Raw genomic sequence first — 22,968 nt, forward strand, 5'->3', positions numbered from 1 at the left:
CACCGCGCCTCGATGCCCGCCCCCGAACCCACCAGCACCCCTGGTCAAGGAGAACTGCACATGTCTGTCCTGGAGATCAAGAACCTCCACGCCACCGTCGAGACCCCCGAGGGCACCAAGGAGATCCTCAAGGGCGTCGACCTCACGATCCGCTCCGGCGAGACCCACGCCATCATGGGCCCCAACGGCTCCGGCAAGTCGACCCTCGCCTATGCGGTCGCCGGCCACCCCAAGTACGAGATCACCGAGGGCGAGCTGACGCTCGACGGTGAGGACGTGCTGGAGATGAGCATCGACGAGCGCGCCCGCGCCGGTCTCTTCCTCGCCATGCAGTACCCGGTCGAGGTCCCCGGCGTCACCGTCTCGAACTTCCTGCGCACCGCCAAGACCGCGATCGACGGCGAGGCCCCCTCGCTGCGCACCTGGGTCAAGGACGTCAAGGGGTCCATGGACGACCTGCGCATGGATCCGGTCTTCGCCGAGCGCAACGTCAACGAAGGCTTCTCCGGCGGCGAGAAGAAGCGCCACGAGATCCTGCAGATGCAGCTGCTGAAGCCCTCCATCGCCATCCTCGACGAGACCGACTCCGGCCTCGACGTCGATGCGCTGCGCATCGTCTCCGAGGGCGTCAACCGCGCCAAGGAGACCACCGACGTCGGCATCATGCTGATCACCCACTACACGCGCATCCTGCAGTACGTGAAGCCGGACTTCGTCCACGTCTTCGTGGGCGGTCGGATCGCGGAGCAGGGCGGCCCGGAACTGGCCGAGCGGCTCGAGTCCGAGGGCTACGACCGGTTCCTCGTCGGCGCGGGCAGCTGACCACGCCACCCGGGCCGGCGCGGGAGCGATCCGCGGTCGGCCCGGAGCCCATCCCACCGCGGGTCGTGATCACGGCCCGCACCTCATCAGGAGGAAGCCATGACCGACCAGGAGACCCCGTCGGCGACCGTGAGCTCCGAGGACGTGATCGAGGCGATGAAGGACGTGATCGACCCCGAGCTCGGGATCAACGTCGTCGACCTCGGCCTCGTCTACGGCGTGAGGATCGAGGACGGCGATGCCGTCGTCGACATGACGCTCACCTCCGCCGCCTGCCCGCTGACGGACATGCTCGAGGAGCAGACGTTCGCGGTGCTCGACCCCATCACGGAGTCCCATCGCATCAACTGGGTGTGGATGCCGCCGTGGGGCATGGAGAAGATCACCGAGGACGGTCGCGAGCAGCTGCGCGCGATCGGCTTCAACCTCTGAGCCCAGCTCCGCGCACCACGCCAGGACGGGCCCCGGGATCATTCCCGGGGCCCGTCCTGGCGTGCGGGGAAGAGGTCAGCCCAGGAGGCGGTCCGCGGGGGTGACCTCGAGGCCGTGCGCCTCGCCGGTGCCCTCGTGCGTGAGAGCGCCCTCATGGGTGTGCAACCCCTTGGCCAGGGCCGGATCGGACCGCAGGGCATCGCGCCAGCCGGCGTCCGCGACCTTCAGCACGTAGGGGAGGGTGGCGTGGGTCAGCGCCGAGGTCGCGGTGACGGGCACCGAGCCCGGCATGTTTGCCACGCAGTAGAACCTCGTGTCGTGGACCGCGAAGGTGGGGGCGTCGTGCGTGGTGGGGCGGGAGTTCTCGAAGCAGCCGCCCTGGTCGATCGCCACGTCGACCAGCACCGAGCCGGGCTTCATGGTCGCGACCATCTCGTCGGTCACCAGCTTCGGGGCCTTCTTGCCGGGGATCAGCACCGAGCCGATCACCACGTCGGCCTCGCGGATCTTGGCGGCCAGGTCGAGCGTCGTGGAGTAGCGGGTGAGGATGCCGCCGTGGTGCATGGTCGCGATCTGTCCGAGGCGCGAGACGTCGAGGTCCATGACGGTGACGTCCGCGTGCAGCCCGTGGGCCATCATGGCAGCCTGCTCGCCGACCATGCCGCCGCCGAGGATGAGGACATCGGCCTCGTCGGTTCCGGGCACTCCGCCCATCAGCATCCCGGAACCGCCCACAGGTGCCATCAGGTGATAGGCGGCGACCTGGGTCGCGAGACGACCGGCGATCATGGACATGGGGGCGAGCAGGGGCAGCGAACGGTCCGGGCGCTGGACCGTCTCGTAGGCGATCGCGGTGACGCCGGAGGACAGCAGCGCCTCGGTCAGCGCTGCGTCCGCCGCGAGATGCAGGTAGGTCAGCAGTACCTGGCCCCGCCGCAGCAGCGGGTACTCGGCCTCCAGAGGTTCCTTGACCTTGACGATCATGCCGGCCCGGCCCCAGACCTCCTCGGCGGTGCCCAGGATCCGCGCTCCTGCCGCTCGGTAGTCCTCGTCCGAGATCCGGGCGCCGAGCCCGGCCCCGCTCTCGACGGCCACCTCGTGGCCGCGGACGACGAGCTCATGGACCCCGGAGGCGGTCAGGCCCACCCGGTTCTCGTTGTTCTTGATCTCCCGGGGCACCCCGATGAGCATGACGAAGCCTCCTCGCTCCACGCGACGTTGCCGGGCCGCCCGCGGCGGCCGTCGAGCACCAGCATCGCACCTGGAGGAGGCGGGCGCAGGACGACACGGTGACCATCCTGTGAGGGACGGTCGCGGTCGCGGGCGTGACTGTGGTCCGTGGCACCGTGGAGCGGAAATCGGAGGCCGTCGGGGGCCCGCGCACCTAGACTCGATCCGGCCCTGCACCGGGGTGCCGCCCCGGGCCCGGGCGCCGCGCTGCGGCCCCTGCCGTGGCCCCCGACCGCTTCCCTCCCGACCTAGGAGTCCGATCCTGTGATCACCGTGCACGACCTCGCCATCCGCGTCGGTGCCCGGCTGCTCATGAGCGACGTCTCCTTCCAGCTCACCGACGGCGACCGCGTCGGCCTGGTGGGTCGCAACGGCGCCGGCAAGACCACCCTGACCAAGGTGCTCTCGGGCACGCTGCAGCCCTCGGAGGGCTCGGTCGAGGTGACCGGCCAGCTCGGGTACCTGCCCCAGGACACCCACAGCGGGGACGACACCGAACCCGTGATCGCCCGCATCCTCTCGGCCCGCGGCCTCGACGACGTGCTGCGCCGTCTGCGCCGCGCCGAGGAGGAGATGGGCGACATGAGCCTGTCCGAGGCGCGTCGCGAGAAGGCGATGAACCGCTATCCGCGGCTGGAGGCCGAGCTCGACGCCGTGGGCGGCTACGCCGCGGAGGCCGAGGCCAAGCGGATGGCCGCGAACCTGGGCCTGCCCAACCGGCTGCTCGAGCAGGAGCTGGGCACCCTCTCCGGCGGCCAGCGCCGGCGGGTCGAGCTCGCCCGGATCCTGTTCTCCCAGGCCTCGACCATGATCCTGGACGAGCCGACCAACCACCTCGACGCCGATTCGATCATCTGGCTGCGCGAGTACCTGCTGGCCTACCGCGGCGGGCTGATCATCATCAGCCACGACGTGGAGATCGTCGAGCACGTCGTCAACAAGGTCTTCTACCTCGACGCGAACCGCTCCGTGATCGACATGTACAACATGGGCTGGAAGCTGTACCAGCGCCAGCGCGAGGACGACGAGAAACGCCGCAAGCGCGAGCGCCAGAACGCCGAGAAGAAGGCGACGGCGCTGACCGCGCAGGCGGAGAAGATGCGCGCCAAGGCCACCAAGGCCGTGGCCGCCCAGAACATGCTCAAGAGGGCCGAGCGGATGCTCGACGGCGTCGAGGGGGAGCGGCAGCAGGACCGGGTGGCCTCGCTGCGCTTCCCCAAGCCCGCCCCCTGCGGCAAGACCCCGCTGATGGCCGAGGACCTCTCGAAGTCCTACGGCAGCCTCGAGATTTTCGCCGGCGTGGACCTCGCGATCGACCGCGGCTCGCGCGTGGTGGTCCTGGGCCTGAACGGTGCGGGCAAGACGACGCTGCTGCGGATCCTCGCCGGGGTCGACGAGGCGGACACCGGCGGCATCCTGCCCGGTCACGGCCTCCGGATCGGCTACTACGCCCAGGAGCACGAGACCCTCGACCTCGACCGCACCGTGCTCGAGAACATGATGACGGCGGCCTACGAGCTGCCCGAGGTCGAGGCCCGCAAGATCCTCGGCTCCTTCCTGTTCACCGGGGACGACGTCCACAAGCCGACCCACGTGCTCTCGGGCGGGGAGAAGACCCGTCTCGCGCTCGCGGCCCTCGTGGTCTCCAGCGCGAACGTGCTGCTGCTGGACGAGCCGACGAACAACCTCGATCCCGCCAGCCGCGAGGAGATCCTCGGGGCGCTCGCGGCCTTCGAGGGAGCCGTCGTGCTGGTCTCCCACGACGCCGGCGCGGTCTCCTCGCTGTCCCCCGAGCGGGTGCTGATGATGCCCGACGCCGTCGAGGACCTGTGGAACGCGGAGTACCAGGAGCTCGTCGAACTGGCCTGATCGCCGACCGCTCGCGACCCCCGTGGGGAGCGACCGCTCAGCGACCGGAGACTGTACTGTCGACTACAGCAGGTTTCGGCTGATCCCTGCGACGTCGACGCATCGAGGACCCTCCCGCGGTCCCGGTGTCAGGTGGTGAGTTCCGCATGTTCGTCCTGTCCCTCTCCGCGGCCGCGGCGCGGCCCTCGTCCGACGGTGCGGACCCGGTGCCCGCCCTGCTCGAGGCGCTCGAGCCCGTGATGCTCACCCGCCCGGCCGAGCGCACCGCGGGGCCCGAGGTGCTGGCGCTGGCCTCTCGGGCGGAGGATGCCCTCGAGGCGATGCTGCGGGCCCGGGAGGCGGATCGGTGGCGGATCGGACTCGGGATCGGCGCCGTGGACCGGCCGCTGCCCGGAAGCGTCCGGGAGGCCGCGGGCCCGGCGGTCGAGGCCGCCGCCGCGGCGGTGCGGGCGGCGCGGACGACCTCCAGCGTGCCACTGGTCGTGCGGGCCGCCGACGACCGCCAGCAGAGCACCGCCGAGGATGCCGAAGCGGTGCTGCGTCTGATCGGGTGGATGATCCGCACGCGCAACCGCGGCCAGTGGCAGACCGTCCGCGCGCTGCGCGAGGACCCGGGGGCGACCCAGGCCGAGCTGGCGCAGCGGCTCGGCGTGACCCAGCAGACCGTCTCCCGGGCCGTGCGCACCAGCGGCTGGCGGGAGGAGAGCGCGGCCCACCCCCTGGCCGTGCGGCTGCTCAGCATGATCGACCTCACGTCGGCGCGGTGAGGTCCGCCCGTACCGCGGACTCCGCGTGAGCGCGCGGTATTCTTGTCGCGCCCCGACGACAACCGAGGAGACACATGGCGACGACGAACGATCTGAAGAACGGGATGGTCCTCGTTCTGGACAAGCAGCTGTGGAGCGTGGTCGAGTTCCAGCACGTCAAGCCCGGGAAGGGCCCTGCCTTCGTGCGCACCAAGCTGAAGAACGTGATGTCCGGCAAGGGCATCGACAAGACCTTCAACGCCGGGGTGAAGGTCGAGACGGCGACGGTCGACCGTCGCGACATGCAGTACTCGTACCTCGACGGCGACATGTACGTGTTCATGGACACCTCGAACTGGGAGCAGACCAGCCTCGCCCCGGAGGTCGTGGGTGACGCCAAGGACTTCATGGTCGAGGAGCAGGACGTGGTCGTGGCCTTCCACGAGGGAGAGGCGCTGTTCGTCGAGCTGCCGCCCTCCGTGGTGCTGGAGATCGAGTTCACCGAGCCAGGCCTGCAGGGCGACCGCTCCAGCGGCGGCACCAAGCCCGCGACGCTGACCACCGGCCGTGAGATCCAGGTCCCGCTGTTCCTGGACCAGGGCGAGAAGGTCAAGGTCGACACCCGCACCGGCGACTACCTCGAGCGCGTGAAGTGACCGATTCCCCCGCCCCCCGGGGCACCGGCCTCCCCCTCCCGTCGCGGGAGGGGGCCGAGGTCGAGTTCGAGCGCACCGTGCCTGCCGCCACCGATCGCCTCCACCGGCGCTCTCGCGACCGCATCCGTGCCCTCGACGTCCTCTTCGAGGCCGACGCCCGCGACCAGGACGTGCTCGACGTGCTCGCCGAGCGCGTGCGGCGCACGGCCGCGCAGAGCCCGCTGCCGCAGGCCGCCCGGGAGCTGGTCGAGCTCTACGCGCCCCAGGCCCGGGACATCGACGAGGACCTCGAGACCCACTCGCGGGACTGGCCCCTGTACCGGATGCCCGCGGTGGACCGCGCCATCCTGCGCCTGGGCAGCGCCGAGGTGCTGTACGGCGGGGACGACGCCGGGCGCGGAGCGATCATCGGGGAGTACACCAAGATCGCCGAGGTGCTCTCGACCGACGACTCGCCGCGCTTCGTCAACGGGCTCCTGCAGCGCCTGGCCGACGTCCGCGGCCTGCTGACCTGAGAGGACCCACCTCCGGTGCCGCGGACGCATCCCAGGCCCGGGACGCGGCGCCGCCGTCCGAAGGGCGGGCGCCCGCACGGCGAGGACCCCGGGCCCCGTAGACTCCGCTCAGCTCATCCGAGCGCCCACACCCTTTAACGACACGTCCTGTGAGGCGTGGAAGGGAGAGAACCCATGCACGACGAACGACCCCCTGCGAGGACCGCCCCCGAGGACTCCTCGGCGGCGCAGAGCTCGCGAGTGCTCGGCGCGGACGAGATCCGCCGGGCGCTGACCCGCATCGCCCACGAGATCCTCGAGAGCGGCCACGGCGCCGACGACCTCGTGCTCCTGGGCGTCCCGCACCGCGGCGTCCCGCTGGCCCACCGGCTCGCGGAGCAGATCGCCCGGGCCGAGGGAGACGACCGACCCCTCGAGGACCTGGCGGGTTCGCTCGACATCACCATGTACCGCGACGATCTGCGGCACAATCCCACCCGCGCCCCGAGCCCGACCCGCATCCCGCGCGCCGGCATCGACGGCCGCACCGTGGTGCTGGTCGACGACGTGCTCTACTCCGGGCGGACCATCCGCGCCGCACTGGACGCCCTCGGTGCCATCGGCCGCCCGGCCGCCGTACGGCTGGCGGTGCTCGTCGACCGCGGCCATCGACAGCTGCCGATCCGGGCCGACCACGTGGGCAAGAACCTCCCCACCTCCCGCAGCGAGCGTGTGCACGTCCAGCTCGCCGAGACCGACGGCGTGGACGCGGTGGACATCGCCCGTCCCGATGCCTCGACGACGGCTCGGGAGGAGGTATGAGGCACTTCATCTCCATCGCGGACCTCGACCGCGCCGAGGCGATCTCGGTGCTGGCGACGGCCGAGCACATGGCCGAGACCCAGTCCCGCTCGATCCGCAAGCTGCCCACCCTGGTGGGCACCACCGTGGTGAACCTCTTCTTCGAGGACTCCACCCGCACCCGGATCAGCTTCGAGGCCGCCGCAAAGCGCCTCTCGGCCGACGTCATCAACTTCTCCGCCAAGGGGTCGAGCGTGTCCAAAGGCGAGTCCCTCAAGGACACGGCGCTGACCCTGCAGGCGATGGGGGCGGACGCGGTCGTGGTGCGCTCCGGCTCCTCCGGTGCCGCCCATCTGCTGGCCCATGCCGGCTGGATCGACCAGCCGATCGTGAACGCCGGCGACGGGGCCCACGAGCACCCCACCCAGGCGATGCTCGACGCCTTCACCCTGCGCCGCCATCTGCGCCCCGGGGACCCGGGTGCGGGCCTGGACGGCCTGCACGTGGTCATCGTCGGGGACATCCTGCACTCGCGGGTGGCGCGCTCGAACGTGCTGCTGCTGACGCTGCTCGGCGCGCGCGTGACCCTGGTCGCGCCGCCCGCCCTGGTGCCGGTCGGTGCGGGCGCCTGGCCCTGCGAGATCGTCTACGACCTCGACGAGGCCCTCGCGAGCGGGCCCGATGCGGTGATGATGCTGCGCGTCCAGCGCGAGCGCATGGTCGGCGGCGGCTTCTTCCCCACCGCGGGGGAGTACTCCCGCCGCTACGGGCTGACCACCGCGCGAGCCGACCGCCTGCCCTCGCAGGCGATCGTCCTGCACCCCGGGCCGATGAACCGCGGCTTCGAGATCGCCGGCGACGTCGCCGACTCACCACGCAGCGTCATCGTCGAGCAGGTCGCCTCCGGCGTGTTCGTGCGGATGGCCGTGCTCTACCACCTGCTCGCCACCGACGCCCGGGAGGCGCCCCGTGAGAACTGAGACCGCTGCACAGACCTCACCCGGTGCAGACCCCGCCACCGCCCCGCTGCTGATCCGCGGGGGCCGGCCCTACGGCGAGGACGTCCAGGACGTCCTCCTGGTCGGCGGCTGGATCGAGGCGATCGGTCCCGATCTCGCCGTCCCCGCCGACGGAGAGGTCGTCGAGGCCGACGGCTGCATCGTGCTGCCCGGACTCGTGGACCTGCACACCCACCTGCGCGAGCCCGGCGGCGAGGAGGCCGAGACCGTCGAGTCAGGCACCCGAGCGGCCGCCCGCGGCGGATTCACCGCCGTGCACGCCATGGCCAACACGACGCCCGTGGCCGATACCGCCGGCGTCGTCGAGCAGGTCGCCCGCAGCGGCGACGCCGCCGGGTGGTGCTCGGTGCGCCCCGTCGGCGCGGTGACGGTCGGTCTGGCCGGGGAGCGTCTCGCCGAGCTGGACGCGATGGCGAACTCCCGCGCCGCGGTCCGCGTGTTCAGCGACGACGGCAAGTGCGTCCACGACCCGGTGCTCATGCGCCGTGCCCTCGAGTACGTGAAGTCCTTCGACGGAGTCATCGCCCAGCACGCCCAGGACCCGCGGCTGACGGACGGCGCGCAGATGCACGAGGGCGTCGTCTCCGCCGAGCTCGGCCTGACGGGCTGGCCCGCGGTCGCCGAGGAGTCGATCATCGCCCGTGATGTGCTGCTCGCCCAGCACGTCGGCTCGCGCCTGCACGTGTGCCACCTGTCCACGGCCGGCAGCGTCGACATCGTGCGCTGGGCCAAGCAGCGGGGGATCGCGGTCACCGCCGAGGTCACCCCGCACCACCTGCTGCTGACGGACGAGAACGTGCGCCGCTTCGACCCCGTGTTCAAGGTGAACCCGCCGCTGCGGACCGCCGAGGACGTCGAGGCGGTCCGCGAGGGCCTCGCCGACGGCACCATCGACATCGTCGCCACCGATCACGCCCCGCATCCCCGCGACGCCAAGGACCGCGAATGGGATCAGGCCGCGATGGGCATGACCGGTCTCGAGACCGCTCTGTCCCTCGTCCAGCTCACGATGGTCGATGACGGGCGTCTGACCTGGCGGGACGTCGCCCGGGTGCTGTCCCAGAAGCCGGCCGAGATCGGGCGCGACCAGGACCAGGGGCGCCCGCTCGAGCCCGGCGCCCCGGCGCACCTGCTGGTGTGGGACCCGCGTCCGGTGCGGACCGCCGACCCGAGCGAGCACGCCTCGCGCGGCCGCAACTCGCCGTTCGTCGGCCGCGAGCTGCCGGGGGCGAACCGTCTGACGGTGCTCGAGGGCCAAGTCACCGTGCGCGACGGCGCCGTGGTGGAGCACTGATGGACCAGCTGGTGCCGGTCCTCGCCCTCGCGGTCCTGTTCCTGGTGATCCTGTCGCTGATGGCCTGGGGCTGGCGACGACGAGGGCGCTCGCAGCAGGATCTGCCCGCCCCCGCCACCGCACCGCTTCAGGAGCTCGGCGAGGACACCGAGGTGGGCCCGCTGGCGGCCGTCTACGTCAGCACGGTGCTCGCCGGCCGGCCGCTCGAACGGGTCGTCGCCCACACCCTCGGACAGCGCGCCGCCGCCCGCGTCAGCGTCGGGACCGGCGGCACCTGGCACATCGTCCGCGAGGGGATCCCGGCCCTGACCGTCCCCGCCGCCTCCGTCGCCGAGGTCACCGCCGGTCCCGGCATGGCCGGCAAGTTCATCGGAGGCGACGGCGTCCTCATCCTCCGCTGGCGCCTCGGCGACCAGCTCCTCGACACCGGTCTGCGTCTCGCCCGACGCGAGGACCACGACCTCCTGCTCTCCCGGAAGGAGCACTCATGACAGCCTCCGCCCCGCATCGGTCCCCGAAGCCGGCGCCGACCGCTCTCCCCTCCACCTCCCGCGCCCGCCGCGAGCGGGCGCTGCTGGTCCTCGAGGACGGGACCGTCCTGCGCGGCGCCGCCTATGGCGCTCGCGGCGCCCGTCTCGGCGAGGTCGTCTTCACCACCGGGATGACCGGCTACCAGGAGACCCTCACCGACCCCTCCTACGCCGGCCAGATCGTGGTGCAGACGGCACCCCACATCGGCAACACGGGGGCGAACGCCCAGGACATGGAGTCCCGCAAGGTCTGGGTGCGCGGCTACGCGGTGCGCGACGCCAGCCGCATCTCCTCCAACTACCGCGCCGAGCAGACCCTCGACGACCTGCTGGCCGGCAGCGACGTCGTGGGCATCAGCGACATCGACACCCGCATGCTCACCCGCATCCTGCGCGAGGTCGGCTCGATGCGCGGCGGAATCTTCTCCGGGGCCGCCCTGGAGGCCTCCGAGCAGGAGCTGCTCGCCCAGGTCCGGGAGCAGCCCTCGATGAGCGGCTCCAGCTTCGTCGAGGAGGTGACCCTCGCCCAGCCGGTCGTGCTCGAACCGGAGGGGGAGGCGGTCGGCACGGTCGCGGCCGTCGACCTCGGCATCAAGGGCGCCTCGCCGCGCAGCATGCTCGTCCGCGGTCTGCGGGTGCACCTGCTGCCGGCGACCTCCACCCTCGAGGAGCTGCTCGCCACCCGGCCCGATGCGGTCTTCTTCTCCAACGGCCCCGGCGACCCGGCCGCCGCCGACGCCCAGGTCGAGCTGCTGCGCGGCGTCCTGGACGCCGGGATCCCGTTCTTCGGGATCTGCTTCGGCAACCAGCTGCTGGGCCGTGCGCTCGGCTTCGACACCTACAAGCTGAAGTTCGGCCACCGCGGCATCAACCAGCCCGTGCTGGACCGGGAGACCGGCAAGGTCGAGATCACCGCCCACAACCACGGCTTCGCGGTCGACGTCCCGCTGGACGGCGAGCACGTCGCCCCGTACGACGCAGGCCGCTACGGCCGGGTCGCGGTCACCCACGTCGGTCTCAACGACGAGGTGGTCGAGGGAATCCGCTGCCTCGACCGACCCGCCTACTCCGTCCAGTACCACCCCGAGGCGGCCGGCGGCCCGCACGACGCCTCCTACCTCTTCAACCGTCTCGTGGACCTGGTCGCGACGCATCGCGCCGGATCCGCCCAGAAGGAGTCCTGATGCCCCGTCGTCCCGACATCTCCTCCGTCCTCGTCATCGGCTCCGGGCCGATCGTCATCGGTCAGGCCGCCGAGTTCGACTATTCCGGCACCCAGGCCTGCCGGGTGCTGCGTGAGGAGGGCCTGCGGGTCATCCTCGTCAACTCCAACCCGGCGACGATCATGACCGACCCGGGCATCGCCGACGCCACCTACGTCGAGCCGATCGACCCCGACATCATCCGCTCGATCATCGCTGCCGAGCGCCCCGACGCGCTGCTTCCGACCCTGGGCGGGCAGACGGCGCTGAACGCGGCGATCGCCCTGGCCGAGAACGGGACCCTCGAGGAGTTCGGCGTCGAGATGATCGGTGCCAGCCTCGATGCGATCCGCAAGGCCGAGGACCGTCAGTTGTTCAAGGAGGTCGTCGACCGGGTGGGCGGGGAGTCCGCGCGCTCGAAGATCTGCCACAGCGTCGACGACCTGCTGGCGGCCGCCGACGAGCTCGGCTACCCGATGGTGGTGCGTCCCAGCTTCACCATGGGCGGCCTGGGCTCCGGCATGGCCTACGACGAGGAGGACCTGCGCCGCATCGGCGGCGACGGGCTGCACTACTCGCCGACCACCGAGGTGCTCCTGGAGGAGTCCATCCTCGGCTGGAAGGAGTTCGAGCTCGAACTGATGCGCGACCGCAACGACAACTGCGTCGTGGTCTGCTCGATCGAGAACGTGGACGCCGTCGGTGTGCACACCGGCGACTCGGTGACCGTCGCCCCGGCGCTGACCCTCACCGACGTGGAGATGCAGACGCTGCGCGACCTCGGCATCGGCATCATCCGCGAAGTCGGAGTCGACACCGGCGGCTGCAACGTGCAGTTCGCGACCCATCCCGAGACCGGCCGCGTGGTCGTCATCGAGATGAACCCGCGCGTCTCCCGCTCCTCGGCCCTGGCCTCCAAGGCCACCGGCTTCCCGATCGCGAAGATCGCGGCCCGCCTGGCCATCGGCTACTCGCTGGACGAGATCCGCAACGACATCACCGGCACCACCCCGGCGAGCTTCGAGCCGGCCCTGGACTACGTCGTGGTCAAGGTGCCCCGCTTCGCCTTCGAGAAGTTCCCGGCGGCGGACGCGACGCTGACCACCACCATGAAGTCAGTCGGCGAGGCGATGGCCCTGGGCCGGAACTTCACCGAGGCGCTCGGCAAGGCCCAGCGTTCGATCGACGTCAAGGGCTCCGCACCGACGTACGAGGGCGCCCCGCCGTCGGCCGCCGAAGTCCCGGCGCTGCTGGAGGAGGTGCGCACACCGACCGACGGCCGCCTGGTGACCGTCGCCCGCATCCTGTGGGCCGCGGCCGAAGGGATCGTCGACCCCGCGGAGACGCTGGACCGCCTGGTGGAGGCGACCTGGATCGACCGCTGGTTCCTCGACCAGATGCTGCTGGTGGCCGAGATCGCCTCCGAAGTGCGCACCTCCGAGGTGCTCGATGCGCCGCTGCTGGCGCTGGCCAAGCGCCACGGCCTCTCGGACGACCAGATCGGTCGGCTGCGCGGTCAGCACGGCGACGTGGTCAAGGGGGTGCGCGAGGCCCTCGGCATCAACCCGGTCTTCAAGACGGTCGACACCTGCGCCGCGGAGTTCGCCTCCCGCACCCCGTACCACTACTCGACCTACGACCAGGAGTCCGAGGTCGAGCCGCGGGAGCGCCCCGCGATCCTGATCCTGGGCTCGGGGCCGAACCGCATCGGCCAGGGCATCGAGTTCGATTACTCGTGCGTCCACGCCGCGCTCGCGCTTGGCGACCGCGACCTGCCCGGCGGCGGCTACGAGACCGTCATGGTCAACTGCAACCCCGAGACGGTCTCGACCGACTACGACATCGCCGACCGCCTCTACTTCGAGCCGCTGACCTTCGAGGACGTCGTCGAGGTGTACGAGGCGGAGAAGGCGGCCGGTCCGGTCGCCGGGGTCATCGTCCAGCTCGGCGGCCAGACCCCGCTGGGGCTGGCCGGCCGGCTCGAGGAGGCCGGGCTGCCGATCATCGGCACCAGCCCCTCGGCGATCGACCTCGCCGAGGACCGCGGCCACTTCGGAGCCGTCCTGGCCGACGCCGGGCTGCCGGCACCGCCCTACGGGACCGCTTGGGGGCTGCAGGACGCGATGGACGTCGCCGCGGAGGTGGGCTACCCGGTGCTGGTGCGCCCCAGCTACGTCCTGGGCGGTCGCGGCATGGAGATCGTCTACGACCAGGAGGGTCTGGTCGACTACGTGAGTCGCAACCTGCCCGACGGTGGCCGGGCGGACGCACCGATCCTGATCGACAGCTTCCTGGACACCGCCATCGAGATCGACGTCGACGCCCTGTTCGACGGCGAGGACCTCTACCTGGGCGGCGTCATGGAGCACATCGAGGAGGCCGGGATCCATTCCGGCGACTCGGCGTGCACCCTGCCCCCGGTCTCGCTGTCCGACACGGTGCTCGAGCGCATCCGCACCTCCACCCGCGGCATCGCCGAGGGTGTGGGCGTGCGCGGGCTGCTCAACGTCCAGTACGCGCTGGCGCAGGGCATCCTGTACGTCCTCGAGGCCAACCCCCGCGCCTCCCGCACGGTGCCCTTCGTCGCCAAGGCGACCGGGGTGCCGCTGGCCCAGGCCGCGGCCCGGGTGATGGCGGGGGAGTCGATCGCCGACCTCCGCGCGGCCGGCGTGCTGCCGGTCCGCGGCGACGGCGCGGACCTCCCCGACGATTCCCCCATCGCGGTGAAGGAGGCGGTGCTGCCGTTCAAGCGCTTCCGCACCCACGAGGGACGCGCGGTCGATTCCGTGCTCGGCCCGGAGATGCGCTCGACGGGCGAGGTGATGGGGCTGGACTCCACGTTCCCCCTGGCCTTCGCGAAGTCCCAGCTGGCCATCTCCGGTCAGGGCCTGCCCGCGACCGGCAATGTGTTCGTCTCCGTCGCCGACGCCGACAAGCGCGCGCTCGCCCTGCCGGTGGCGCGTCTGGCCGCCCTCGGCTTCGACATCCTCACCACCGCCGGCACCGGTCGGGTGCTGCGCCGTTCGGGGATCCCCTGCACGGTGCTGCGCAAGGCCTCGGAGACGGGAGAGGGGGCGAGCGTCCTCGAGCTGATCGAGAACGGCGAGGTCGCACTCGTGCTGAACACCCCCTCCGGCTCGAACGCCCGGGTCGACGGTTACGCCATCCGCGCCGCCGCGACCAGCATGGACGTGCCCAGCATCACGACCCTGCAGGAGTTCCAGGCGGCGGTCCAGGCGATCGAGGCGCATCCCGTGGAGCCCTTCGAGGTGGGCAGCCTGCAGAAGCACACCCGCCGGCTCGTCGAGGGCCGGACCGCCCTGGCCGGCGCATGAGCGCGCCGGCCAGGGCCTTCGGCGCCCGACTGCGGGAGGCCGTGGAGACCCGCGGACGGATCGTCGTGGGCATCGATCCCCACGCCTCGCTGCTCCAGGACTGGGGGCTGGAGGACACCCCCGAGGGTCTGGCCGCGTTCTCCCGCGTGGCGCTGGACGCCGTCGCGGAGGAGGTCTGCGCGATCAAGCCGCAGTCGGCCTTCTTCGAACGGCACGGCTCGGCCGGCGTCGCGGTGCTCGAGGAGCTGCTCGAGGCCGCTCGCGCCCGCGGGGTGCTCAGCATCCTGGACGTCAAGCGCGGGGACATCGGCTCGACCATGGCGGCCTACGCCGAGGCGCACCTGCTCCCGGGCGCCCCGGGGGAGGCCGACGCCATCACGCTCAGCCCTTACCTCGGGACCGGTTCGCTGGACCCCGCCGTGCGGCTCGCGACCGAGCACGGCAAGGGCCTGTTCCTGCTCGCCCTGACCTCCAATCCCGACGGCCCTCAGGTCCAGCACGCCCTCACCGGTGGTCACACGCCGGTGGCACGTGAGATCGCGCGACACGCCGAGGAGAGCGGATCCGGCGAACCGGGGGAGTGGGGGAGCGTCGGACTGGTGGTCGGAGCGACCGTCGGGGACGCCTACCGGAGCCTCGGTCTGGACCGTGCGGCCCCCTCGGCACCGCTGCTCGCTCCGGGCTTCGGCGCCCAGGGCGCGGGACCTGCGCAGATGCGCGAAGTGTTCGACGACAATGCAGGTCATGTGCTGGTTTCGTGGTCCCGTGGGGTGCTCTCCGTGGGGCCGGATCCGGCCCGGCTGAAGGCCCGCGTCCAGGAGCTGCGCGAGCAGTACTCGTGACCCGCGCCGAGGCTCGCCGGCTCCCGCCGGGAGGCGCCCGCGACGTCCGTCCCGGAGGTCCCTGATCCGGAGCCGATCTGCACCGGACCTGGGATTGTGCGTGTCAGAAGTGGGCTCGGACACGCTATTGGGGTTACGCTCTTCGAACAGCGGGACCCTTCCGGATCCTGCCCGTCACCAGCAAGAGAACTGAGGTAAGAACTGTGGCTCTCCCTCCCCTCACCCCAGAGCAGCGGGCCGAGGCCCTGAAGAAGGCCGCCGAGGCTCGTCGTGAGCGCGCGGCCATCAAGGCCCGGCTCAAGGACAGCGCCGGCCGTCGCGGCAAGGAGATCAAGAAGGTCCTCGATGAGGCCGAGACCAACGAGATCGTCGGTCGTCTCCGCGTCGCCGCCCTGCTCGAGGCCCTTCCGGGCGTCGGCAAGGTGAAGGCCCAGCAGATCATGGAGGAGATCGGCATCTCCCCGTCCCGCAAGATCCGCGGCCTCGGCTCCCACCAGGCGGAGAAGCTCGTCGCCCACTTCTCCGAGTGACCGGATCCCACGGGGCCGGTGCCGATGAGGCACCGGCCCCCGTGACGGTCCTGGCCGGCCCGACCGCGGTCGGCAAGGGCACGATCTCCGCCAAGATCCGCGAGCTGTATCCGCAGATCTGGCTGTCCGTCTCGGCGACCACCCGGCCTCCCCGTCCCGGAGAGGTCGACGGCGTCCACTACCGCTTCGTGAGCGAGGACGAGTTCACCCGCCTGGTCGAGACCGACCAGATGCTGGAGTGGGCCGTGGTCCACGGTCGCCACCGCTACGGCACCCCTCGCGGGCCGGTCGACGAGGCCGTCGCGGACGGTCACCCGGTGCTGTTGGAGATCGACCTCGCCGGGGCCCGGCAGATCCGGCGCACCGTGCCGGAGGCCCGCTTCGTCTTCCTCGCCCCGCCGAGCTGGGACTCTCTGGTCGAGCGTCTCGTCGGCCGCGGCACGGAGACCGCCGAGGAGCGCGAGCGTCGTCTCGCGACCGCGCGCCGGGAGCTCGCCGCCGAGAGCGAGTTCGACGTCACCATCGTCAACGACGAGGTGCCGCGCGCCACGCGCGAGCTCGCCGGACTGCTGGGCGTGCGCGACCTCACCTGACCCGCGCGCCCCACCCCTCGCCCCCTGCCGGGTGGAGGGCGTATCCTGGGACGTCGCACGCCGAAACTCTCGAAGGGACATCCGTGGCCGGAACAGTCGCTCAGCCCGAAGGCATCACGAACCCCCCGATCGACCGTCTCCTGGAGACCGTCGACTCGAAGTACGCGCTGGTGCTCTACGGCTCCCAGCGCGCCCGCCAGATCAACGCCTACTACTCGCAGCTCTCCGAGGGCCTGCTCGAGTTCGTCGGCCCGCTGGTGGACGTCGACAACCAGGAGAAGCCGCTGTCGATCGCGCTCCGCGAGATCGACGAGGGTCTGCTGACCGTCCGCGAGATCGACGAGGCGGAGTACGCCGCGCAGAACGAGCCGGATCCGAACGCTCCGGCTCCGCTGAAGCTCGGCGACGACGCTCCCGAGATCCCGCCGACAGACTTCTCCTTCTGATCCTTTCCCGCCGCCGGGAGGCCCGATGAGCTCCGTGCTGCGCACCCTCGACGGTGCCCGCGTCCTGGTCGGCGTCGGCGGGGGGATCGCCGCCTACAAGACCGCGCACCTGGTGCGCGGTCTTGTGGGTGCCGGGGCCGACGTCCGCGTCCTGCCCACCGCCTCCTCCCTGCAGTTCGTGGGGGCCGCCACCTGGGAAGCGCTGAGCCACCACCGCGTCCTCACCTCCGTCTTCGAGGACGTCGAGGAGGTGGCGCACGTGCGCTACGGCCAGGAGGCCGACCTGGTGGTCCTCGCCCCGGCGACCGCCGATCTCCTCGCCCGGATGCGCGGAGGACGCGCCGACGACCTGCTCACCGCCTCGCTGCTGGTCACTCGCGCTCCCGTGGTGGTGGCGCCGGCGATGCACACCGAGATGTGGGAGCACCCCTCGACGATCGAGAACGTGCGTGTGCTGCGGGAGCGCGGGGTCACCGTGCTCGACCCGGCCGTCGGCCGTCTCACCGGACCGGACTCCGGCCCCGGCCGGCTCCCCGAGCCCGAGGCCCTGCTCGAGTCCGCGCGGGCCGCGATCGCTGCTCCGCGCGACGAGCACGGCGCTGTCCTGCGCGACCTGGCCGGTCGGGAGCTGCTGATCACCGCGGGCGGCACCCGAGAGGATCTCGATCCCGTGCGCTTCCTCGCCAACCACTCCTCGGGTCGCCAGGGATGGGCCCTCGCCCACGCCGCTCTCGTGCGCGGCGCCCGGGTCCGTGTGGCGGCGGCCTCGGTCGACCTCGAGACCCCGCCGGGCGCCCGGCGCCTCGACGTGCGCAGCGCCGCTGAGCTCGCCGAGACCGTCGCCGAGCACCGCGGTCAGGTCGATGCCCTGGTCATGGCCGCTGCTGTGGCAGATTTCACGGCCGCGGACCGGTCACCGGAGAAGATCAAGAAGGACGACGGCGACGAGGACTCGGTGCCCTCGATCGACCTCCGCCGCACCGAGGACATCCTGCGACACAGCGTGCTGGACCGCGGGGGCGCCTCGCACCCGGCGATCGTCGGCTTCGCCGCGGAGACCGGCGGGAACGGCGGCTCCGCCCTCGACCTGGCCCGGGCCAAGGCCCGGCGCAAGGGTGCCGACCTGCTGGTCTTCAACGACGTGACCGCAGGAGTGTTCGGGTCCTCGGACAACGCCGTGCGGATCCTGGACCGCGAAGGGCAGGAGGTCGCCGAGGCCGCGGGCTCGAAGACGGCGGTCGCCCACGCCGTGCTCGATGAGCTCGCCGGTCATCTGCCGGACGTACCCTGGTCCGCATGACCACCAGCGAGCTGCGCACCTTCACATCGGAGTCGGTCACCGAAGGGCACCCGGACAAGATCTGCGACCAGATCTCCGACGCGATCCTCGATGACCTGCTGAACCAGGACCGCGGCGCCCGCGTGGCCGTCGAGACGATGGTGACCACCGGTCTCGTCCATGTCGCCGGGGAGGTCCGCACCACCGGGTACAGCGATGTCGCCACCATCGTGCGCGACGTGATCCGCGACATCGGCTACGACTCCTCCGAGAAGGGGTTCGACGCCGACTCCTGCGGTGTCGAGGTCTCCATCGGCGCGCAGTCCCCGGACATCGCCCAGGGCGTCGACACCTCCTTCGAGTCCCGCGGCGACGCGGCGGCCGAGGCCTTCGCCCGCCTCGGCGCCGGCGACCAGGGCCTCATGTTCGGCTTCGCCTGCAGCGACACCCCCGAGCTGATGCCGCTGCCTATCCACGCGGCTCATCGCCTCACCGCGAACCTCTCGACCGCGCGGCGCGACGGCGTCCTGCCCTACCTGCGTCCCGACGGCAAGACCCAGGTCTCCATCGGCTATGACGAGGACGGCGTGGCCCGCAGCGTCGAGGCCGTCGTGGTCTCCACCCAGCACCGGGAGGACGTCGACCTGGGCAGCCAGCTCGCCCCGGCGATCTCCAAGGTGGTCATCGCCCCGGTCCTCGAGGACCTCGCCGCGCTCGGCCTCGACGTCTCCGACGTCACGACCCACATCAATCCCTCCGGCCGCTTCGTGCTCGGCGGCCCCAAGGGCGACGCCGGCCTGACCGGCCGCAAGATCATCGTCGACACCTACGGCGGCATGGCCCGCCACGGCGGCGGCGCGTTCTCCGGCAAGGATCCCTCGAAGGTGGACCGCTCCGGGGCCTACGCGATGCGGTGGGTGGCCAAGAACATCGTCGCGGCCGGTCTCGCGGACCGCTGCGAGGTCCAGGTCGCCTACGCGATCGGGGTCGCCGAGCCCGTCGGGCTGTACGTGGAGACCTTCGGCACCGCGCACCGTCCCGCCCACCAGATCGCCGCCGCGGTGCGGAAGGTCTTCGACCTGCGCCCCGCCGCGCTGATCGACGCCCTGGACCTGCTGCGCCCGATCTACGCGCGGACGTCGGTGCACGGACACTTCGGCCGTGAGCTGCCCGAGTTCACCTGGGAGCGGACCGACCGCGCCCAGGAGCTGGAGCGCGCCCTGTGACCGCCCCGACCCCCGCCTCCGGCCTCGACCCGCGACTGGCCGCACGGCTGAAGCGCGACGACGCGGGCCTGGTCACCGCCGTCGTCCAGGACGCCGAGGACCACCGCGTGCTGATGGTCAGCTGGATGGACGACGAGGCGCTGCACCGGACTCTGACCACCGGGCGGGCCACCTACTGGTCCCGCTCCCGCGGCGAGTACTGGCGCAAGGGCGACACCAGCGGCCACGTCCAGTGGGTCCGCTCGGTCGCCCTCGACTGCGACGCCGACACCCTGCTGGTCCGCGTCGACCAGGTCGGCGCCGCCTGCCACCGCGGCACCGATACCTGTTTCGACGGCGGTGACCTCGACACCGTCGTCCTGGACCCCACGGAGCGCACTGCATGACGGACCCCTCCCGCCCCGAGCCGACCACCCCGGGCGAGTCCGGCGAGGCCCACGAGGCATACCCCGAGCTGGTGGCCGGCCGCGAGGGCGACGCCCTCGGCCGCATCCACCCCGACCGTGAGACCTTCCGCGCCCTCGCGGCGCGCCAGCGCGTCGTCCCTCTCAGCGTGCGCCTGCTCGCCGACGAGGACACCCCTGTCTCGCTGTACCGCCGGCTGACCGCCGACGGTGACGGCCGGGGCACCTTCCTGCTGGAATCGGCGGGGGAGGGCGAGGCCTCGCGCTACTCCCTCATCGGCACCCGCGCCCGCGCCGTCCTCACCGAGCGGGGCGGTCTGGCCCACTGGAGCGGGGACGTGCCCGCCGGCGTCCCCACCGACGGCAGCCCCGTCGAGGCACTGCGCGCGGTCACCAGCGCCTTCCGCGCGGCCCGCCAGCCCCATCTGCCACCGTTCTCCGGGGGCATGGTCGGCTTCATCGCCTACGACGCGGTGCGCCACTGGGAGAAGCTCGAGGCCTCCCCGCCCGACGAGGTGGGCCTGCCAGACCTCTCGATGCTCCTGGCCCAGGACGTCGTCGTCCACGACGCCCACGACTCCACCGTGGTGTTGGTCGCCAACGCGCTGAACCTCAACGCCACCGACGACGGGGTGGATGCCGCCTACGACGACGCCCTCGCCCGTCTGGAGGCGATGCGGGAGCGTCTGCGCACCCCGCTGAGCAGCGGCGCGATGGTCTACGAGACCGTCCGCGACCTGGACCCCAAGGCACGCACCGCCCGGCTCGACTACGAGCGCGCCGTGCACGAGGCGGTCCAGGACATCGTCGACGGCGAGATCTTCCAGGTCGTGCCCTCGCAGCGCTTCTCGCTCCCCGCCGCCGCCCACCCGCTGGACGTGTACCGGGTGCTGCGCAGGATGAACCCGAGCCCGTACATGTACCTGCTGCGCACGGTCGACGCCGAGGGCGCGCCGATCGACGTCGTCGGGGCCAGCCCCGAGGCGCTGGTGACGGTGCGCGGCAGCACGGCGACCACCCATCCGATCGCCGGCTCGCGTCCCCGCGGGGACACCCCCGAGGAGGACGAGCGCCTCGGGCAAGAGCTGCTGGCGGACCCCAAGGAGCGTTCCGAGCACCTCATGCTGGTCGACCTCGCCCGCAACGACCTGCAGAAGATCTGCGACCCGGGCACCGTGGTGGTGCGGGACTTCATGCACCTCGAGCGCTTCAGCCACATCCAGCACATCGTCTCCACCGTCACCGGCCACATCCGCGCCGACGCCCTGGCCTACGACGCGCTGCGCGCCACCTTCCCGGCCGGGACCCTCTCGGGCGCCCCGAAGCCCTCGGCGATGCGGATCATCGACCGGCTCGAGCCGGTCCGCCGCGGCGTGTACGGCGGCACGGTCGGGTACATCGACTTCGCCGGGGACATGGACATGGCCATCGCCATCCGCACCGCCGTGCTCAAGGACGGCACCGCCCACGTCCAGGCCGGCGGGGGAGTGGTGGCCGATTCGGATGCCACGATGGAGCACCGCGAGACCCAGTCGAAGGCCGCCGCCGCCCTGCGGGCAGTGGCCTCCGCCGAGACGCTGCGTCACGCATGAGCACCCCGACCTCCCCGGCCCCGCTGGACGCTGACGGCACCGAGCGCCCGGACGGCGCGCCGACAGCGCCCCGTCGACCCAGGCGGTGGGCGCCGAGCCGACGCGTGACCGTGCTCGCGGGCACCGTCGCCGGCGCCGCGCTGGCCGGCGCCACCCGCACCACCTGGGCCCAGGCCACCGCCCCCGACCTCACCGGTGCTGCCCAGGAGGTGGCCGTGACCGGCTCGGACGCGGCGCCGACGGTGCTCGCCCTCGGTCTGGTCGCTCTGGCAGCGTCCCTGGCCACCTCCCTGTCCTCGAGCTGGGTCCGCTTCGTCACCGGCCCGGTCCTCGTGGCCGCCGGGCTGGGCGCCGCCTGGTCCGCCGTCGCCGTGGTCCTCGACCCGACCGGTGCCTCCGGCTCGGCCACCGGCGAGGCCACGGGGATCGTCGGCGGGCAGGTGCAGGCCACCGCGACCTCCTGGCCGGTGCTCACCCTGGTCCCGGCATTGCTGGTCGCCGTGGTGGGGGTGATGGTGCTCCTGGTCGGCCGCTCCTGGCCGAGGGGCACCCGCTACCGAAGCGCCGCCGTCGCCGCGCCCGCGGACCCCGAGCGGGACCCGGCCGCCGCGTGGGACGCCCTGACCCGCGGCGAGGACCCGAGCGTGGAGGACGAGGACCCGAGCGCGGAGGACGACCACCAGAGCGCGGACGACGACCCGAGCGCGGAGGACGACGGCCGCCCGCACGGTTCCCGGTGACCACGCTCACGCCCCGATCCGGCCTCCGACCCTGGGCCGCGGAGCCTCGCCGCTGAGCATCCGATGACGTGGCACAATGGCCTCGACCGGGCCCCTGACTGGAGAAGGATCATGACCAAGACCTATGCCGTGCCGCCGCCCCCGCCCCACAACGAGGGCAAGACCGTGGCCGCCTACACGCTCAACTACGGCGTGGTGCTCGGGGCGCTCCTCGTGGGCCTCGGCATGGTCCTGCCGATGATCCTGCTCGTCTGGATCGGCGCCGGCGTGATCGCCGTCGCGATCGTCCTCGGCATCGTCCTGTCCCTGGTCGGACTCGGCCAGCCCCGCCGTCGACCCGCCGAGGCCGAAGCGCGGTGACCCAGGCCGTGGGCGGCCGGCACGGCGGCGCCGTGCAGGATGCGCCCGCCCGCAGCCTGCGCAGGTCCCTGCTCCCCGTCGGCATCGTCCTCGGCGGTCTCGCGCTCGCGGGCACGGTCCAGCTGGTGTTCGACCCGTTCCGCACCGACATCCCGCTGTGCGCCGTGTACCACCTCACCGGGCTGCACTGCCCCGGGTGCGGCGCGATCCGCGCAGTCCACTCCCTGATCGCCGGCGACCTGCTGCTCGCGCTGCGCAGCAATGCACTGGTCATGGCGGCGCTGCCGCTGACCGCCCTCGGGCTCGGGCTCTGGACCGTCCGCCGCGTCCAGGGCAGGCCCACCGACCTGCTGCCCTCCCCACGGTTCGTGGCCGCGCTCCTCGTCGTGATCGCCGTCTTCACCGTGCTGCGCAACGTCCCGGCCTTCTGGTTCCTCGCCCCGATCTCCTACGTCGGCGCCTGAACCGCTCGCCCCACCACCGGCCCGCTGTGCGGGCCACCGCCCCCGACCACTGCAGGAGGCTT

Annotated in this window: 24 protein-coding genes; 23 read left to right on the forward strand and 1 reads right to left on the reverse strand. The window is 72.1% G+C overall.

What is annotated here, in order from left to right; translation table 11 throughout:
• Positions 1–60 precede the first annotated feature (60 nt).
• Positions 61–822 carry a Fe-S cluster assembly ATPase SufC gene (sufC, locus tag JOF43_RS13115; protein WP_209902647.1) on the forward strand — a complete coding sequence of 254 codons (762 nt, stop codon included), beginning with the start codon at positions 61–63 and terminating at the stop codon, positions 820–822.
• A gap of 99 nt (positions 823–921) precedes the next feature.
• Complete coding sequence (locus tag JOF43_RS13120; RefSeq protein WP_209902648.1) at positions 922–1,254, forward strand: metal-sulfur cluster assembly factor; 333 nt, start codon at positions 922–924, stop codon at positions 1,252–1,254.
• Positions 1,255–1,329: 75 nt separating this feature from the next.
• Here the strand turns inward: JOF43_RS13120 and ald are convergent, their stop codons facing one another.
• Positions 1,330–2,445 (reverse strand): alanine dehydrogenase, encoded by a 1,116-nt coding sequence (ald, locus tag JOF43_RS13125; RefSeq protein ID WP_209902650.1) that lies wholly within the window; start codon positions 2,443–2,445, stop codon positions 1,330–1,332.
• A 303-nt stretch (positions 2,446–2,748) separates the two neighbouring features.
• On the opposite strand from ald, the gene JOF43_RS13130 reads away from it, so the two are divergent.
• From JOF43_RS13130 to JOF43_RS13230, 21 genes are all read left to right on the forward strand, one after another.
• Positions 2,749–4,353, forward strand: coding sequence for an ABC-F family ATP-binding cassette domain-containing protein (locus JOF43_RS13130; protein ID WP_209902652.1), 1,605 nt, complete (start codon positions 2,749–2,751; stop codon positions 4,351–4,353).
• 146 nt (positions 4,354–4,499) lie between these two features.
• The gene (locus JOF43_RS13135) at positions 4,500–5,120 is read left to right on the forward strand and encodes a MarR family transcriptional regulator (RefSeq protein WP_209902654.1); all 621 of its coding nucleotides are present in this window, start codon (positions 4,500–4,502) and stop codon (positions 5,118–5,120) included.
• A 74-nt stretch (positions 5,121–5,194) separates the two neighbouring features.
• A complete protein-coding gene (gene efp, locus JOF43_RS13140; RefSeq protein ID WP_209902656.1) occupies positions 5,195–5,755 on the forward strand; it encodes an elongation factor P in 561 nt (186 codons plus the stop codon).
• Positions 5,752–6,270, forward strand: a complete 519-nt coding sequence (nusB, locus tag JOF43_RS13145) for a transcription antitermination factor NusB (protein WP_209902657.1) — start codon at positions 5,752–5,754, stop codon at positions 6,268–6,270. Before efp ends, nusB begins: the two co-directional genes overlap by 4 nt.
• A 174-nt stretch (positions 6,271–6,444) precedes the next feature.
• Complete coding sequence (gene pyrR / locus JOF43_RS13150) at positions 6,445–7,071, forward strand: bifunctional pyr operon transcriptional regulator/uracil phosphoribosyltransferase PyrR (protein ID WP_209902659.1); 627 nt, start codon at positions 6,445–6,447, stop codon at positions 7,069–7,071.
• The gene (locus tag JOF43_RS13155) at positions 7,068–8,030 is read left to right on the forward strand and encodes an aspartate carbamoyltransferase catalytic subunit (protein WP_209902661.1); all 963 of its coding nucleotides are present in this window, start codon (positions 7,068–7,070) and stop codon (positions 8,028–8,030) included. The genes pyrR and JOF43_RS13155 overlap by 4 nt, the downstream gene beginning before the upstream one ends.
• Positions 8,020–9,363 carry a dihydroorotase gene (locus tag JOF43_RS13160; RefSeq protein ID WP_209902663.1) on the forward strand — a complete coding sequence of 448 codons (1,344 nt, stop codon included), beginning with the start codon at positions 8,020–8,022 and terminating at the stop codon, positions 9,361–9,363. The genes JOF43_RS13155 and JOF43_RS13160 overlap by 11 nt, the downstream gene beginning before the upstream one ends.
• A complete protein-coding gene (locus tag JOF43_RS13165; protein ID WP_209902665.1) occupies positions 9,363–9,854 on the forward strand; it encodes a PH-like domain-containing protein in 492 nt (163 codons plus the stop codon). Before JOF43_RS13160 ends, JOF43_RS13165 begins: the two co-directional genes overlap by 1 nt.
• Positions 9,851–11,077, forward strand: a complete 1,227-nt coding sequence (gene carA, locus JOF43_RS13170) for a glutamine-hydrolyzing carbamoyl-phosphate synthase small subunit (protein ID WP_209902667.1) — start codon at positions 9,851–9,853, stop codon at positions 11,075–11,077. The genes JOF43_RS13165 and carA overlap by 4 nt, the downstream gene beginning before the upstream one ends.
• Positions 11,077–14,430, forward strand: coding sequence for a carbamoyl-phosphate synthase large subunit (gene carB, locus JOF43_RS13175; RefSeq protein ID WP_209902669.1), 3,354 nt, complete (start codon positions 11,077–11,079; stop codon positions 14,428–14,430). The genes carA and carB overlap by 1 nt, the downstream gene beginning before the upstream one ends.
• Positions 14,427–15,272: an orotidine-5'-phosphate decarboxylase gene (pyrF, locus tag JOF43_RS13180; protein ID WP_209902671.1), complete on the forward strand. Its 846-nt coding sequence runs from the start codon at positions 14,427–14,429 to the stop codon at positions 15,270–15,272. Before carB ends, pyrF begins: the two co-directional genes overlap by 4 nt.
• 203 nt (positions 15,273–15,475) lie before the next feature.
• The gene (gene mihF / locus JOF43_RS13185; protein ID WP_076806160.1) at positions 15,476–15,802 is read left to right on the forward strand and encodes an integration host factor, actinobacterial type; all 327 of its coding nucleotides are present in this window, start codon (positions 15,476–15,478) and stop codon (positions 15,800–15,802) included.
• Positions 15,799–16,395 (forward strand): guanylate kinase, encoded by a 597-nt coding sequence (gene gmk, locus JOF43_RS13190; RefSeq protein ID WP_209902673.1) that lies wholly within the window; start codon positions 15,799–15,801, stop codon positions 16,393–16,395. Before mihF ends, gmk begins: the two co-directional genes overlap by 4 nt.
• A gap of 83 nt (positions 16,396–16,478) precedes the next feature.
• Positions 16,479–16,841 carry a DNA-directed RNA polymerase subunit omega gene (gene rpoZ, locus JOF43_RS13195; RefSeq protein ID WP_209902675.1) on the forward strand — a complete coding sequence of 121 codons (363 nt, stop codon included), beginning with the start codon at positions 16,479–16,481 and terminating at the stop codon, positions 16,839–16,841.
• Positions 16,842–16,866: 25 nt separating this feature from the next.
• Positions 16,867–18,141: a bifunctional phosphopantothenoylcysteine decarboxylase/phosphopantothenate--cysteine ligase CoaBC gene (coaBC, locus tag JOF43_RS13200; RefSeq protein ID WP_209902676.1), complete on the forward strand. Its 1,275-nt coding sequence runs from the start codon at positions 16,867–16,869 to the stop codon at positions 18,139–18,141.
• Positions 18,138–19,346, forward strand: coding sequence for a methionine adenosyltransferase (gene metK / locus JOF43_RS13205; protein ID WP_209902678.1), 1,209 nt, complete (start codon positions 18,138–18,140; stop codon positions 19,344–19,346). The genes coaBC and metK overlap by 4 nt, the downstream gene beginning before the upstream one ends.
• Positions 19,343–19,732 carry a phosphoribosyl-AMP cyclohydrolase gene (gene hisI, locus JOF43_RS13210; RefSeq protein WP_209902680.1) on the forward strand — a complete coding sequence of 130 codons (390 nt, stop codon included), beginning with the start codon at positions 19,343–19,345 and terminating at the stop codon, positions 19,730–19,732. The genes metK and hisI overlap by 4 nt, the downstream gene beginning before the upstream one ends.
• Positions 19,729–21,342 (forward strand): anthranilate synthase component I, encoded by a 1,614-nt coding sequence (locus JOF43_RS13215; RefSeq protein WP_209902682.1) that lies wholly within the window; start codon positions 19,729–19,731, stop codon positions 21,340–21,342. The genes hisI and JOF43_RS13215 overlap by 4 nt, the downstream gene beginning before the upstream one ends.
• Positions 21,339–22,082 (forward strand): Trp biosynthesis-associated membrane protein, encoded by a 744-nt coding sequence (locus tag JOF43_RS13220; protein WP_209902684.1) that lies wholly within the window; start codon positions 21,339–21,341, stop codon positions 22,080–22,082. The genes JOF43_RS13215 and JOF43_RS13220 overlap by 4 nt, the downstream gene beginning before the upstream one ends.
• Before the next feature lie 111 nt (positions 22,083–22,193).
• A complete protein-coding gene (locus JOF43_RS13225) occupies positions 22,194–22,442 on the forward strand; it encodes an HGxxPAAW family protein (RefSeq protein WP_209902686.1) in 249 nt (82 codons plus the stop codon).
• The gene (locus JOF43_RS13230; protein WP_209902688.1) at positions 22,439–22,906 is read left to right on the forward strand and encodes a DUF2752 domain-containing protein; all 468 of its coding nucleotides are present in this window, start codon (positions 22,439–22,441) and stop codon (positions 22,904–22,906) included. The genes JOF43_RS13225 and JOF43_RS13230 overlap by 4 nt, the downstream gene beginning before the upstream one ends.
• Positions 22,907–22,968 lie beyond the last annotated feature (62 nt).

This window comes from Brachybacterium sacelli (assembly GCF_017876545.1).
Lineage (GTDB): Bacteria > Actinomycetota > Actinomycetes > Actinomycetales > Dermabacteraceae > Brachybacterium > Brachybacterium sacelli.

Bases quoted from the DNA above. Each gene is read 5' to 3' on its own strand.
- sufC (WP_209902647.1), top strand. From the start codon at position 61: ATGTCTGTCCTGGAGATCAAGAACCTCCACGCCACCGTCGAGACCCCC.
- JOF43_RS13120 (WP_209902648.1), top strand. From the start codon at position 922: ATGACCGACCAGGAGACCCCGTCGGCGACCGTGAGCTCCGAGGACGTG.
- ald (WP_209902650.1), bottom strand. From the start codon at position 2,445: ATGCTCATCGGGGTGCCCCGGGAGATCAAGAACAACGAGAACCGGGTG.
- JOF43_RS13135 (WP_209902654.1), top strand. From the start codon at position 4,500: ATGTTCGTCCTGTCCCTCTCCGCGGCCGCGGCGCGGCCCTCGTCCGAC.
- efp (WP_209902656.1), top strand. From the start codon at position 5,195: ATGGCGACGACGAACGATCTGAAGAACGGGATGGTCCTCGTTCTGGAC.
- pyrR (WP_209902659.1), top strand. From the start codon at position 6,445: ATGCACGACGAACGACCCCCTGCGAGGACCGCCCCCGAGGACTCCTCG.
- JOF43_RS13155 (WP_209902661.1), top strand. From the start codon at position 7,068: ATGAGGCACTTCATCTCCATCGCGGACCTCGACCGCGCCGAGGCGATC.
- JOF43_RS13165 (WP_209902665.1), top strand. From the start codon at position 9,363: ATGGACCAGCTGGTGCCGGTCCTCGCCCTCGCGGTCCTGTTCCTGGTG.
- carA (WP_209902667.1), top strand. From the start codon at position 9,851: ATGACAGCCTCCGCCCCGCATCGGTCCCCGAAGCCGGCGCCGACCGCT.
- carB (WP_209902669.1), top strand. From the start codon at position 11,077: ATGCCCCGTCGTCCCGACATCTCCTCCGTCCTCGTCATCGGCTCCGGG.
- pyrF (WP_209902671.1), top strand. From the start codon at position 14,427: ATGAGCGCGCCGGCCAGGGCCTTCGGCGCCCGACTGCGGGAGGCCGTG.
- coaBC (WP_209902676.1), top strand. From the start codon at position 16,867: ATGAGCTCCGTGCTGCGCACCCTCGACGGTGCCCGCGTCCTGGTCGGC.
- metK (WP_209902678.1), top strand. From the start codon at position 18,138: ATGACCACCAGCGAGCTGCGCACCTTCACATCGGAGTCGGTCACCGAA.
- JOF43_RS13215 (WP_209902682.1), top strand. From the start codon at position 19,729: ATGACGGACCCCTCCCGCCCCGAGCCGACCACCCCGGGCGAGTCCGGC.
- JOF43_RS13220 (WP_209902684.1), top strand. From the start codon at position 21,339: ATGAGCACCCCGACCTCCCCGGCCCCGCTGGACGCTGACGGCACCGAG.
- JOF43_RS13225 (WP_209902686.1), top strand. From the start codon at position 22,194: ATGACCAAGACCTATGCCGTGCCGCCGCCCCCGCCCCACAACGAGGGC.